Raw genomic sequence first — 14,576 nt, forward strand, 5'->3', positions numbered from 1 at the left:
GCGGCGACGCTGACCGTGAACACCAGCAGGTTGGTGGTGGCTGTCCGTCCTTCGACCACGGTGCCGTTGAGCGACAGGTTGACCGCCTCACCGGTGGCCGTGTCGGTCAGCCCGGAGGCACCCGCCACCACGCCCAGCGCATAGGTCTGGGTACCCGCACCATCAGCGCCAAACGCCGAAGTGAAGTTGGCGGTAAAGCTCTGGGTATCGTCAGTCGCCAATACGGTTTCATCCACCGTCAGCGTTGGTTCCGCACCGGAGGCGCTGATGCTCGGCCCGTCGTCCTTGAACACCAGGTTCTGCCCGATGTTGAGCGTCGCCTGAACGCTATCGCCGTCCTTGTCGGTGATGGTCGCCGTCAGTGTCACCAGCTCGTCCGAGGTCAGGCTCGTCGAATCATCAGGATTGGTCGGATCGGGATGCACCACCGCGCGCTGCTGGTCGAGCGTGACGTCACCGTTGGCGGCGACGCTGACCGTGAACACCAGCAGGTTGGTCGTGGCCGTCCGTCCTTCGACCCCGGTGCCGTTGAGCGACAGATTCACTGCCTCACCGGTGCCGTTATCCGTCAGCCCGGATGCTCCCGGCACCACGCCCAGCGAATTGGTCAGCGTGCCCGCGCCATATGCGCAAAACGCCGAAGTGAAGTTGGCGGTAAAGCTCTGGGTATCGTCAGTCGCCAATACGGTTTCATCCACCGTCAGCGTTGGTTCCGCACCGGAAGCGCTGATGCTGGGTCCGTCATCCTTGAACACCAGGTTCTGCCCGATGTTGAGGGTGGCCTGGGCGCTGTCGCCGTCCTTGTCGGTGATGGTCGCCGTCAGTGTCACCAGCTCGTCGGAGGTCAGGCTGGTCGAATCATCCGGATTGGTTGGATCGGGATGCACCACGGCGCGCTGCTGATCGAGGGTGACGTCACCATTGGCGGCGACGCTGACCGTGAACACCAGCAGATTGGTGGTGGCCGTGCGTCCTTCGACCACGGTGCCGTTGAGCGACAGATTCACCGCCTCACCGGTGGCGGTGTCGGTCAGCCCGGAGGCACCCGCCACCACGCCCAGTGCGTAGGTCTGGGTACCCGCACCGTCAGCGCCAAACGCCGAAGTGAAGTTGGCGGTAAAGCTCTGGGTATCGTCAGTCGCGAGTACGGTTTCATCCACCGTCAGCGTTGGTTCCGCACCGGAAGCGCTGATGCTCGGCCCGTCATCCTTGAACACCAGGTTCTGCCCGATGTTGAGGGTGGCCTGGGCGCTGTCGCCGTCCTTGTCGGTGATGGTCGCCGTCAGGGTCACCAGCTCGTCGGAGCTCAGGCTGGTCGAATCATCAGGATTGGTGGGATCGGGATGCACCACGGCGCGCTGCTGGTCGAGGGTGACGTCACCATTGGCGGCGACGCTGACCGTGAACACCAGCAGGTTGGTCGTGGCCGTCCGTCCTTCGACTACCGCGCCGTTGAGCGACAGATTCACCGCCTCGCCCGTGGCCGTGTCGGTCAGCCCGGAGGCACCCGCCACCACGCCCAGCGCATAGGTCTGGGTACCCGCACCATCAGCGCCAAACGCCGAAGTGAAGTTGGCGGTAAAGCTCTGGGTATCGTCAGTCGCCAATACGGTTTCATCCACCGTCAGCGTTGGTTCCGCACCGGAGGCGCTGATGCTCGGCCCGTCATCCTTGAACACCAGGTTTTGCCCGATGTTGAGGGTGGCCTGGGCACTGTCGCCGTCCTTGTCGGTGATGGTCGCCGTCAGTGTCACCAGCTCGTCCGAGCTCAGGCTCGTCGAATCATCAGGATTGTTGGGATCGGGATGCACCACGGCGCGGATCTGGTCGAGCGTGACGTCACCATTGGCGGCGACGCTGACCGTGAACACCAGCAGGTTGGTGGTGGCCGTGCGTCCTTCGACCACGGTGCCGTTAAGCGACAGGTTGACCGCCTCACCGGTGGCCGTATCGGTCAGCCCGGAGGCACCCGCCACCACGCCCAGCGCATAGGTCTGGGTACCCGCACCATCAGCGCCAAACGCCGAAGTGAAGTTGGCGGCGAAGTTCTGCGTGGCGTCGGTCGCCAGCACCGTTTCGTCTACCGTCAGCGTTGGTTCCGCACCGGAGGCGCTGATGCTCGGCCCGTCATCCTTGAACACCAGGTTTTGCCCGATGTTGAGGGTGGCCTGGGCACTGTCGCCGTCCTTGTCGGTGATGGTCGCCGTCAGTGTCACCAGCTCGTCCGAGCTCAGGCTCGTCGAATCATCAGGATTGTTGGGATCGGGATGCACCACGGCGCGGATCTGGTCGAGCGTGACGTCACCATTGGCGGCGACGCTGACCGTGAACACCAGCAGGTTGGTGGTGGCCGTGCGTCCTTCGACCACGGTGCCGTTGAGCGACAGGTTCACCGCCTCACCGGTGGCCGTATCGGTCAGCCCGGAGGCACCCGCCACCACGCCCAGCGCATAGGTCTGGGTACCCGCACCGTCAGCGCCAAACGCCGAAGTGAAGTTGGCGGCGAAGTTCTGGGTGGCGTCGGTCGCCAGTACGGTTTCATCCACCGTCAGCGTTGGTTCCGCACCGGAGGCGCTGATGCTCGGCCCGTCATCCTTGAACACCAGGTTCTGCCCGATGTTGAGCGTCGCCTGGACACTGTCACCGTCGCCATCGGTGATGGTCGCCGTGAGGGTGACCAGATCGTCCGAGCTCAGGCTGGTCGAATCATCCGGATTGGTGGGATCGGGATGCACCACCGCCCGGATCTGGTCGAGCGTGACGTCACCATTGGCGGCGACGCTGACCGTGAACACCAGCAGGTTGGTGGTGGCCGTGCGTCCTTCGACCACGGTGCCGTTAAGCGACAGGTTCACCGCCTCACCGGTGGCCGTATCGGTCAGCCCGGAGGCACCCGCCACCACGCCCAGCGCATAGGTCTGGGTACCCGCACCGTCAGCGCCAAACGCCGAAGTGAAGTTGGCGGCGAAGTTCTGGGTGGCGTCGGTCGCCAGTACGGTTTCATCCACCGTCAGCGTTGGTTCCGCACCGGAGGCGCTGATGCTCGGCCCGTCATCCTTGAACACCAGGTTCTGCCCGATGTTGAGCGTCGCCTGGACACTGTCACCGTCGCCATCGGTGATGGTCGCCGTGAGGGTGACCAGATCGTCCGAGCTCAGGCTGGTCGAATCATCCGGATTGGTGGGATCGGGATGCACCACCGCCCGGATCTGGTCGAGCGTGACGTCACCATTGGCGGCGACGCTGACCGTGAACACCAGCAGGTTGGTGGTGGCCGTGCGTCCTTCGACCACGGTGCCGTTGAGCGACAGGTTCACCGCCTCACCGGTGGCCGTATCGGTCAGCCCGGAGGCACCCGCCACCACGCCCAGCGCATAGGTCTGCGTGCCGGCGCCATCAGCGCCAAACGCCGAGTTGAAGTTGGCGGCAAAGTTCTGGGTGGCATCGGTTGCCAGTACCGTTTCATCCACTGTCAGCGCCGGCTCGGTGCCGGTGGCGCTGATGCTCGGTCCGTCGTCCTCGAAGATCATCCTGGAGCCGATTTCGGCGATCGTAGTAGAGGCCTGGCTCAGCGTGAAGCCGCCGATATCAAAATCGGCGTGGTCATTGCCCCTGGCGTCGACTGCCGCCCCGTTCTCGATGAGCACGCGGTTGTGGTCCGACGTTGTGGTGTATTCAATCTGGTAGCCGGCCAACACGCCGGTGATGGTTGCAACCCCACCAGAAAAGCTGATGTTAATGGTCGGATCATTCACCGATCCGTCTGAATTCTCGATCACCAGTCCGGTGCTATTGTTGATGACGCGAACACTGGTGATGGCAACCGGCGTATCGTTCGTATAACCGTTGATGAAGTTCACGCCAGGTTCAGCAGCGGTACTGAATGCGCTGATTTTTACCACAGCACTCTTGCCGCTTTGCAGCTGCACGACATCGAAATTGGCCGAGGTCGTATTGTAGACGCTGGTAAAGTCGATGTTGGACTCAACATCTGCTTCGGTCTGACTAAGGTTGGGAATGGTTACGTTCTGCCTGGCACCGGTGACGAATGAAAAGCGGATGCCTTCCTGTTCCGTAATCATCTGGCTGTTGGTGCCAATGGTGGTCGGGCCACCCCCCTGGCTGGTATTGATCCTGTCGCCAGTGTTTATGTTGGCGCCGCTTGACTGGTCAGCGGGGTCCTTGCCGGTGGCGATGATGGTGGGATCGGTGATCCGCACGATACCATCGACCGTTTCAGTGGCCGGGTTCAATTTCGTGAACATCAGGAACAGGTTCTGACCGGAGGGCGCACCGGCCAGACTGAATTCCAGGTCCTGAGTGGCGCCAATGAACACCTTATCCAGCAGGTTGAGCGAATCATCGGGGTTCGTTGTATCGGGGTGCTTGAGTGGTTGGTACTCCACGGTCCAGATCTTGCCGCCGGTGACCGGTGATCCGGTTTCTTCAATGTAGGCCGCGAACACGATCGCGCCATCTGCGCCCCCGGCTCGACCCAGAAGGATGTTGTTGTTCGTGTCCGTATAGAGAAGGATGCTGGTGCCATCGAGGGTGTCCAGTCCGCTGTCCACGCCATTAAGGGGGGCGCCAGCGCTGTCGACGAAGCGGATATCGGTAATGCTTCCGCCGCCGGTGATGGTGAACGCCTCGCTGCCCGTGTTGCCCGCGGCACCGGTATAACCACTCAAGGCCGCACCTGTTGCGGTGCCTGCTCCAAGTGCGGTCAAACGGGTGGAGAAGGTCGAGGGTAGAGATGCTACTAGAATGTCGTTATCGTCAGCGTCTCCTGCAGGGGTTGGAGTGGCGGTTGCGTTCTGCAACCCGGCCGTTTCGTCTAGCACAAGGTCCTCGCCGGTGATTGCAATAGCCATGATTTTTCTCCCGAGCAATTGCGGTCATTGAGGTCTGACCATTGACCTCTACAACTATGACCAAGCGCCGGGAATTGCACATTGGCCGATACTCCCAAGCGGGATGGGAGTTTCGGCCTAGTCGTCCTCGTTGGTGGTCTGCCGCAGGGTGCTCAGGTTGATGCGAGCGTGCGGATCGCCTGTTGGAACTGCAAAAAAATGCGAGGGAGGCTTGTGCCACCCTCGCATCCTTTTACGCGCGCGACGCCTCAGGCGCTGCCATAAACAATGTCGCTACTCAGAACATCAACCCCGACCAAGGTGATGGTCGTGATTTGTCCGCCCGTTTCGGTAACCGTCACGATGCTGTCTGCGCCGCTGGTGTCAATCTGGACAGCGGCGTTCTGGTCGCCGTTGAGCACCAGGGTGTCTCGCAGGTTTGCGTTCGCATCGAAGCCGGTGACCTGGTACTGGTCCTCATCGAATGACAAATCGACGTTGAAGGCATCGCGCTCACCGCCCGTACCCACCAGCGTGTAGTCGAAGGTGCCGGTCAAGTCGTTGGCGAACAGGTTGGCGTCAAACGTACTCGTCGCCGAGTCCCCATCCCTGTCCGTCACCGTCGCGTTGAACGTCAGCTGGATATCACTGGCCAGGCTTTCGGTCTCCTGAATGAACTGGATCACCGGGATCTTGATCGTGCCCAGGCCCATCGTGAGCTGAACCGCGTCAATGAGCTTGGAGCCCTCTCTCTCGATGACGAAGGACGTCTGTCCCCCGGCCTCCGAGGTCAGATCAGCGGCAAGAACCTTCGTCGGCGAACCCGAAGTGGTGCCGTCCGCGTAGAAGATCGTGTAATACAACTCTTCCGTTGCCGGGTTGTACCCCTGCACCGAGTTGTCGATGAACACTTTCATGCCCGTCAACAACGTCTCGGGGTTGATGACGAAACTCTCGTCACCCACGGATTTGGAGTCATTGGGGTCAGCGCCATTGATGCCTGGTATTGTGTTTCCATCCAGGTTGTTGTTGCCAATACCGATGCCGGACGTGCTGACGTTCATGTTCGCGGTGCCGAGGAATGCAAAGCCGCCGGCTTCTACCTGCGCTTCGGTGAGGTCGGGCGCTCCCAGCCCAATGGCGGAAAAGATGTCGCTTGAGGAAGTGGTTGCGTTTACACCAAAAAAGACAATCTCCTCAGATGGCGAAGGAATAGTCGGCGGATCCTGCTCTGGAATCAGCAATGTGCGCACTGGATCCGGGCCGCCGGCACCGAGCGAGCCATCGGCACTGCTGAGCACAACCGTCGAACTGAAACCTTGCACCAGATCCAGTACATAGCTGCCATCGGCATAGGCGCTCAACGTGTAGTCGATGGTGGTATCCGCCGTGGCGGCGTTGTTGTCGAAATCGGCGGTCAACGTCCCGGCGAATTGGTACGCGCCATTGCCGTCCGGTGAGGGCGACTGCTCGGTGAGTGTGGCGGTCCCGGTCGTGGTGGTGTTGTCTGGCCTGACGAGGGTGAACGGGTTATTCACCGAGATATCCAGACCGTTCGCATCCAGCCCGTCGGCGCCAGCCGAATGACTCCAATACCCGGTTTGTGGCAGGACGCTACCGGTGCCGATCAGGTTGCCAAAGGCGAGTGCAGGGCCGTCATCCTCGAAGATCATCCTGGAGCCGATTTCGGCGGTCGTAACAGCAGTTTGGAGCAGCGTGAAACCACCGATATCAAAATCGGCGTGGGTATTGCCCCTGGCGTCGAGGGCCGCCCCGTTCTCGACGAGCACGCGGTTGTGATCAGCCGTTGTGGTGTATTCAATCTGGTAGCCGGCTTTAACGCCGGTGATGGTTGCAACCCCATTAGCATCAAAGCTGATGGTAATGGTCGGATCATTTACCGAGCCGTCTGAATTCTCGATCACCAGCCCGGTGCTGATGTTGAAGACGCGAACATTGGTGATGGCAACCGGCGTATCGTTCGCATAGCCGTTGATGAAATTCACGCCAGGTTCAGCAGTGGTGCTGAATGCGCTGATTTTTACCACAGCACTCTTACCGCTTTGCAACTGCACGACGTCAAAATTGGCCATCCTCGCATTGAAGACGGCGGTAAAGTCGATGTTGGCTTCAACATCTGCTTCGTTCTGATCCAGGTTGGGAATGGTCACATCCTGCCTGGCCCCCGTGACGAACGAATAACGGATGCCTTCCTGTTCCGTAATCATCTGGCTGTTGGTGCCGAAGGTAGTCGGGCCCCCCGCCTGGCTGGTATTGATCGTGTCGCCAGTGTTTATATTGACGCCACTTGACTGGTCTGCGGGGTCCTTGCCGGTGGCGATGATGGTGGGATCCGTGATCCGCAAGACACCACCGACGTCGACAACTGTCGGGTTCGCCGTCGTGAACATCAGGAAGAGGTTCTGACCGGAGGGTGCACCGGCCAGGCTGAATTCCAGGTCCTGACTGGTTCCGACGAACACCTTATTCAGCAAATTGAGCGAATCATCGGGGTTCGTAGCATCTGGATGCTTGAGCGGTTGGTACTCCACGGTCCAGATCTTGCCGCCGGTGGCCGGCGATCCGGTTTCTTCGATATAGGCCGCGAACACGATCGCGCCGGTTGCGCTCCCGGCTCGGCCCAGAAGGATGTTGTTATTCGTGTCCGTATAAAGAAGGATGCTGGTGCCATCGAGGGTGTCCAGTCCGCTGTCCAGGCCATTGAGGGGGGCGCCAGCGCTGTCGACGAAGCTGATATCGGTAATGCTGGCTCCGGGGTCAGGGGTAATGGTGAACGCATCACTGCCCGTGTTGCCCACGGCACCGGTATAGCCACTCAAGGCTGCACCTGTTGCGGTACCTGCGCCAAGTGCGGTCAAACGGGTAGCGAAGGCCGAGGGCAGGGACGCCACCAGAATGTCATTGTCGTCAGCGTCTCCCGCAGGGGCTGGCGTGGCGGTTGCGTTCTGCAATCCGGCCGTTTCGTCCAGCGAAACGTTCACGCCGGTGATTCCAATAGCCATGATTTTTCTCCCGAGCAATTGCGGTCATCGAGGCCTGACCGTTGACCATTGCCCGAACTATGGGCATGGGCCGGGGATTGCGCATCGGCCGATACTCCCAAGCGGAATGGGAGTTTCAGACTACTTGGATGGGGGAACAGCACGAGGGCGTGAAGGAACGGTGCCGCCTATTCCGTTTGTGAATGAGGACATGCCGCAAGGCTCGTCCGGCCTTGGCTCAGGGACCGCAGTGGCCCAATAAAAAACGGCCTGGCCCCTTGCGGGAGCCAGGCCGTGTACCTGCAGCGGTTTTCAGACTTCCTTAGTGATCAAAGCACGAGATCTGTCGGTGCCAGGTTAGTTACTCCCACCAGTTCGACCACGACAGGATTTTCGATGTCAATCGTCTGGACATCGGTGAAATCGCTATCTGCATCGACGACCTTGAAATCCAGCGTTAGATCAAGGGTCGCTGGTGTAGTCGTGGTGGTGGAGAAACCAGCATCGATGATCTTCAGCGGATTCGTACTCGTATCCTCCGCAATCGTGTTTCCAGGCCCGACGAGACCACTGACCGGCTGTGCGGAAGTGCTGCTTGCGCCATCGTCACCGACATTGCGATTCAGATTTATCGCGCTGCCCGTAAGGCCAGCATCATTCGAAAGAATCTGAATACCCTTGATGAGCCAGTTATCACCGGTCTGAATGTTGTAGTCATTGCTTTCAACAATCAACAGAGCATCATTATTGTCCAGGAACGGGTCGTTCGGATCGGCTGGGTCGTTGAGGATAAGGGCCTCGTACTTGGTTCCAACAAGATCGGAGTTGTTCGTATCGTTCTCGTACACATCGCCTTGGTCGACGTAGATGGCACGTGTTGTAGTGATGGAGGAATCATTTGCATCAACAAGACTGACTATAAGCAAAAGATCATCGCTTTCAGTCTCGTATCCATCGAACTTGATAAAGAAATCGGTCGCGTAACTGTAATTGGTGGCGCCCAGATTTCCTTTCGGATCAGTCTGGAAGAAATTGATGTTGGCCGCTTCACCTGCCTGGATCGTATTTCCGGAGACGCCCAGAGCAGTGCTGGACAAGGTTACAGGGGCCTGCGTGCCGCTCACAAGCTCACCCGCCGTCACAACATTATTGCCGCCGGCAGTAAGTGGTGCCTCGAAGCCCGTGATCTGGATGAAGAAACCTTCCCCAAGCTTCCCAGTGGCCACAGGTGATGGGCCACTGGAAGGCTCCATACCATCCACGTCATACGTTTCGTATCCAGTGCCTTCGCCCAGTGTGACGTCTTGCTTCCCTTGCAGCGCATCCATCTCGAACGTATAGGTGTCATTGGCTTTGTCAAACACCAGCGTGCCTTCCACCAGTTCAGGATCGGTGCCAGCATTGCGATCGTGATCGTATTTGAACGACACGTTAAACGTGGCAGCGTCGAGATTCTCTGAATCCCAGGTGACTGTTGGATCAACGATCGCAACATCGTTCGCCGTACCAGAGAGGGCGAGTGCGGCAAAATCACTGTCCGCTGCCGAAGAGTAGGTCGGCCCGCGCTTGTCCGCACCTATCGAGTAGGCGAAGTCACCCGAAAAGGTCCATGACGTCGCACCCAAATCGGGATCGACATCCTGCACAGGGGCTGTCCCTATAACGGGCGTATCGTCGTCGACGTTGATTCCCAGCGTGCCATCGGCCGTATCGCCATCACCATCGGTCACCCGGTAGTTGATGGTGAACGCCTGGTTGTTCTCGGTCAGGCCTGCCGCATGGAGGATCGGGTTGTTTTGCGTCACCGTGTAGGCGCCCGTTGCCGCGACCATCGTCAGCGTCAGCACAGTGGTCGTGCCCTGCTTGACCAACAGATTGGTGCCATCGGCCACATAGGTGAAGCCTGTGGGCGCTCCGCTGGTGAGAAAGGCCACCGTGCCGGCCCCGTCCTGACCAAAGTCGTGGCCTAGAGTGCCGCTTGTGTTAGCCGCGTCTGCATCGTCGCCCGTGCCGCCCGAATTGCCACCCGTGAGTGCATCGTCGTCGAGCAGCACCGTGTTGTTGGCTGACACCGCCGGTCCATCGTCGTCGAAATTGATGTCGTTGCCGATGCCGACGCTGTCGGTGCTGGTGTCGCCGTCGCCGTCAGTCACCATCACCACGGCGTTGATCAGGCCGGCCAGATCGACCTGGTCGTCATGGGCCGCCGCCGTACTGCCGGCGGTGGGGTGCGTGAGCGAGACATACTGCGCCACCGCCACGTTGCCGTCTTGCAGCAGCGCAATCGCGAACGCCGCCGGATCGTCTATCGTGACCGTGCCATTGGCCACGTCATAGCGGCCGACAATCAGATCGCCTTCCTTGAACAGCTTGATGTCCTTGCCATCAGTGGTGTTGAGCAGCGAGTCGGTGCCGTCACCGCCCACAATCTCCAGCGACAGCACTTTTGTCGCACCCTCTTGGTCCTGACCAAAGCTGCTGAGTGTCGTACTGGCCAACGGCGTGGTGCTGATCGCGAACTCCGTTGGATTCAAGTCCGTGCCCTTGTTCACCACTTCCGTGTCGAACAACGCCAGAACCGCCGCCGCATCGCTGTCGTTATCCTGGTTGCCGGCCGTTTCGTCGATCGTCACCACGCCGCCGCCATCGGCCACGTCCGCGCTGGGCCCGTCGTCGTCGAAGTTGATGTCGTCGCCGATGCCGACGCTGTCGGTGCTGGTGTCGCCGTCGCCGTCGGTCACTGTCACCACTGCGTTGATCAGGCCGGTCAGATCGACCCGGTCGTCATGGTCTGCCGGCGTGCTGCCGGCGGTGGGGTGCGTGAGCGAAACATATTGCGCCACCGCCACGTTGCCGTCCTGCTGCAACGCAATCGCGAACGCCGCCGGATCGTCGATCGTGACCGTGCCATTGGCCACGTCATAGCGGCCGACAATCAGATTGCCTTCCTTGAACAACTTGATGTCCTTGCCATCAGTGGTGTTGAGCAGCGAGTCGGTACCGTCACCGCCTACAATCGCCAGCGACAGCACTTTCGTCCCACCCGCCGCGTCCTGGCCAAAGCTGCTGAGCGTCGTGCTGGCCAAAGGCGTGGTGCTGATCGCGAACTCCGCTGGATTCAGGTCCGTGCCCTTGTTCACCACTTCTGTGTCGAACAGCGCCAGAACCGCCGCCAAGTCGCTGTCGTTATCCTGATTGCCGGCCGTCTCGTCGATCGTCACCGCGCCACCGCCATCAGCCACATCCGCGCTTGGCCCGTCGTCGTCGAAGATCATCTTGGAGCCGATTTCGGTGGATGACGTGCTGGTCTGCAGCACCTTGAAGCCGCCGATGTCGAAGTCGGCGTGTGTCTTGTCGCTGTTCTTGGCGGTCAGCAACCCGGCGTTCTCGATCAGCACGCGGTTGTGGTCGGTCGCCGTGCCGTAGGTGATCTGCGCGTCGGTCGGAATGCCGGTGATCAGCACCGTGCCGTCGGCGTTGTAGGTGATGACGGCGGTGCTGATAGTGACGCCCGCGAACGTTTTCACGGTGACACTGCCGTTGGTGATCGCGACCTTTTCACCGTCGTCGTTGGCGTAGCTGTTGATGAAGTTGACGCCGCTCTGCGACCCGTTGACGTTGTCGGCGTTCTTGAAGGCAGTGAGCAAAATCTTCGCGGTCGTGCCGCCCGTCTCCTGCACGACCTGGAAGGTCGCAGCGCGGGCGCCGAAGTACTGGGTGAAGTCGATGTTCGCTTCGATACCCGCTTCGCCTGGGCTCAGGTTGGGGATCGTGACGTCCGCCCTGGCACCGGAGACGAAGCTGAAGCGCAGGCCTTCCTGTTCGGTGATCGCCTGGTTGTTGGTGCCCAGGGTCGTGTTACCGCCGCCCTGGCTGCTATTGACCGTGTCGGCGCTGGTGATGGCAGCGCTGCTTGCCGACTGATCCAGCGGATTCTTGCCGGTGACAATGATCGAGACACCGGGAATCCGGCCGTTCACATCGGCCGTCGCGCCCTCGGTCGTGAACATAAGGAACAACTGCTGACCCGACGGCGCCCCAGCCAGGCTGAAATTCGCGTCCTGAGTGGCTCCGATAAAAACCTTATTCAGCAGATTGAGCGAATCATCGGCGCTCGTAGTATCTGTATGCTTGAGCGGTTGGTACTCCACCATCCAGATTTTGCCGCCCGTGACCGGCGATCCGGTTTCTTCAATATAGGCAGCGAACACGATCGCGCCGGTTGGGCCCCCGGCTCGGCCCAGAAGGATGTTGTTGTTCGTATCCGTATAGAGAAGGATGCTGGTGCCATCGAGGGTATCCAGACCACTGTCCAGGCCATTGAGCGGTGCGCCGTTATTGTCGACGAAGCTGAGATCGGTAATGCCTGCTCCGGGGTCAAGACTGACGGTGAACGCATTGCTGCCTGTGTTGTCAGCGGCACCGGTATAGCCACTCAAGGCCGCAGCCGTTGCGGTACCTGCACCCAGTGCGGTCAAACGGGCAGCGAAAGTTGAGTTCAGGGACGCCACCAGAATGTCGTTGTCGTCAGCGTCTCCCGCAGGGGCTGGCGTGGCGGTGGCGTTCTGCAACCCGGTCGTTTCGTCCAGCGAAACGTCCTCACCGGTGGCCACGACGCTCAAAGCGTTGGCCGTAATCAAGGAATCTTGCTCAATAGTCATGACTTTTTCCTGGGCAGTTGCGGTCATCTAGGCCTGACCGTTGACCTTTGGTCGCAACTATGGATAAACGCCGGGTATTGCGCATCGACCGATACTCCCAAGTGGGCTGGGAGTTTCAGACTACTTGGGAGGGGGAGATGGAACGGCGCGAAGGAGGGAGTGTCATATTCCGTTTGTAAATTGTTCAGGCCTGAGATAAATCCTAACGAATAAGCGGTCAACGAACAGGCGCGTATAGCTCTGTAACCGTCCCTGGCGGAGCAGTCTTCTCGCGTTTAACGATGCGTGTTTAAAGACACTCCGTGTTACTTCCCGAAGGGCTACAAGACCTTGCGCCGTTGCCTACGGTTAAGCCAGAATCCGCCGGCTTGTGCGCCGATGGCCCGGGCTCTATCGTTTCCCTGTCGCTGAATAACAGCGATCGGGTTTGGTAGACCCTCAGCATCGACGCATAGCGTCACCATCGGCGGTCCTTTCTTAAGGCTGCGTTTTATGGTGGCCATGCGCAGGGCTCCTTCGGGAGCGCCGGTTCCGATGCCCGGTCTACCAACCTTCGTATGGCCACCACCCTCCGTTTGGTAGCGAGATGGTGTTGGCTCCTTTTAAGAAGCATCGGAGTTTCTGCTATGTTCAAAGTTACGCCCAACCCACCGGACACCGATCCGGCATCCCCGTACGAATCCCTCGACTCGAAAAAACTCAACGAAGCCGCCGAGCGCGCCCTCGATTTCTACCTCAACCCGGCGGCGATCATGAACAACACCCCACGCAAACCCAGCACCATGTACATGGTTGCGCCGGATGTCGGCCATGAAGCCTTGCTGGTTCAAACGTGCGAGAACCTGGCGTCGGCCAGTGTCATGGCCAGCGACCTCGCTGCATTGGTGGAGGGCACCCACCGCAATACACTGCTGGCGCTTCAGCAGGTCATCATGCTGGGGGAATTGGCGGTGAATCGAATGCTGGATAACTTCGTTCCACCCAAGTAATCACTCAGCCCTTTACCGAGAGCTTGCCCTCGGTAAAGGGTTTTGATGGCTCACAACGACGTTCTGACCACCAATGGACAATCAACCGGCTGGGCTCCCGAGACCTCCAGGGCCTCGATCAGGTGCCGGGCCGCATTGCGACCGATCTCGTAGTACGGCAGTTGCACCGTGGTCAGCGGCGGGAGGAACAGTTCGGCGATGCCGATCATGTTGTCGTAGCCGAGCACGGCGACATCGTCGGGAATTTTCAGGCCACGGCCCAAAAGCAGCTGATAGGCACAAAAGGCAATCCGGTCGTTGCCACAGATCAGAATGTCGAACTCGGGGCGACCCTCAGTAATGTGCCGGTCGAGGATGGCTGCGGTTTCACCATAGGCATCATGATCGGAAAGGTCGTATTGCAGGAGTGCGTCAGGCGCCAGGCCGAATGCCTGACAGGCACGCTGCAGGCCTTTTTGCCGCAGCCCCCAGGCCAGACTCTGTTTGGGCAGATTGATACACAGCGGGCGCCGATAGCCTTGGCTCAACGCATGATGTACCGCTCGATACTGCCCCGTTTCGTCGTCTGGCACATAACTGACCAGGTCACTGTCATCTGCCAGGCAATTGGCGAGTACCAGGGGTTTGCTCTTCAAACGCTCGGGAATGCTCACGTGGCGAAACCCCATGGCGCTGAAGATCAACCCGTCGGGACGGTGCGACAACATCAGGTCGATGTTCTGGTCGGTGGGCGGGTTGCTCAACAGGTTGAGGATAAATACATTCCAGCCGGCTTGCTGCGCGGTCTGTTCGATAGACAGCAGCAGCTCGACCGCGAACGGTGTGGTCGCGGTGTCCAGTGCGAACACACCGATGGTTCGCGACTGGAGGTTGTCGCCGCGCATTTTGCGCGCCGACAGGCTCGGTACGAATTGCAGTTCGTCAATGGCGCGACGCACCCGCTGAAGGGTTTCGGGGCTCAGTTTTTCCGGATTATTGAGCGCTCGAGAAACCGTCATCAGGGACACGCCGGCCAGCTGTGCAACGTCTTTCACTGAAGTCATGCGAGGCGAGGCCGGTCAGGTTGACGCAGGA

Annotated in this window: 5 protein-coding genes; 1 reads left to right on the forward strand and 4 read right to left on the reverse strand. The window is 59.9% G+C overall.

Features of this window, described 5'->3' with window-relative positions:
* The 3 genes from MMG91_RS22035 to MMG91_RS22045 all read right to left on the reverse strand — a co-directional run.
* Positions 1-4,871, reverse strand: a 4,871-nt coding sequence (locus tag MMG91_RS22035; protein WP_310660686.1) for a DUF5801 repeats-in-toxin domain-containing protein, incomplete at its 3' end; no start/stop codon positions are given.
* A gap of 248 nt (positions 4,872-5,119) precedes the next feature.
* Positions 5,120-7,873, reverse strand: coding sequence for a DUF5801 repeats-in-toxin domain-containing protein (locus MMG91_RS22040; protein ID WP_310660687.1), 2,754 nt, complete (start codon positions 7,871-7,873; stop codon positions 5,120-5,122).
* A 308-nt stretch (positions 7,874-8,181) separates the two neighbouring features.
* A complete protein-coding gene (locus tag MMG91_RS22045) occupies positions 8,182-12,513 on the reverse strand; it encodes a DUF5801 repeats-in-toxin domain-containing protein (protein ID WP_310660688.1) in 4,332 nt (1,443 codons plus the stop codon).
* 626 nt (positions 12,514-13,139) lie between these two features.
* On the opposite strand from MMG91_RS22045, the gene MMG91_RS22050 reads away from it, so the two are divergent.
* Positions 13,140-13,502 carry a DUF6124 family protein gene (locus MMG91_RS22050; RefSeq protein ID WP_305445758.1) on the forward strand — a complete coding sequence of 121 codons (363 nt, stop codon included), beginning with the start codon at positions 13,140-13,142 and terminating at the stop codon, positions 13,500-13,502.
* Positions 13,503-13,552: 50 nt separating this feature from the next.
* Here the strand turns inward: MMG91_RS22050 and MMG91_RS22055 are convergent, their stop codons facing one another.
* On the reverse strand, positions 13,553-14,545 hold the full coding sequence (locus MMG91_RS22055; RefSeq protein ID WP_305445757.1) for a LacI family DNA-binding transcriptional regulator: 993 nt from the start codon (positions 14,543-14,545) through the stop codon (positions 13,553-13,555).
* Positions 14,546-14,576 lie beyond the last annotated feature (31 nt).

This window comes from Pseudomonas sp. JL3 (assembly GCF_031570575.1).
In the GTDB taxonomy this organism is placed as follows: Bacteria; Pseudomonadota; Gammaproteobacteria; order Pseudomonadales; family Pseudomonadaceae; genus Aquipseudomonas; species Aquipseudomonas cucumis.

What these genes read in the sequence shown, in the direction of transcription:
- MMG91_RS22040 (WP_310660687.1), bottom strand. Translation starts at nt 7,873, where the DNA reads ATGGCTATTGGAATCACCGGCGTGAACGTTTCGCTGGACGAAACGGCC.
- MMG91_RS22045 (WP_310660688.1), bottom strand. Translation starts at nt 12,513, where the DNA reads ATGACTATTGAGCAAGATTCCTTGATTACGGCCAACGCTTTGAGCGTC.
- MMG91_RS22050 (WP_305445758.1), top strand. Translation starts at nt 13,140, where the DNA reads ATGTTCAAAGTTACGCCCAACCCACCGGACACCGATCCGGCATCCCCG.
- MMG91_RS22055 (WP_305445757.1), bottom strand. Translation starts at nt 14,545, where the DNA reads ATGACTTCAGTGAAAGACGTTGCACAGCTGGCCGGCGTGTCCCTGATG.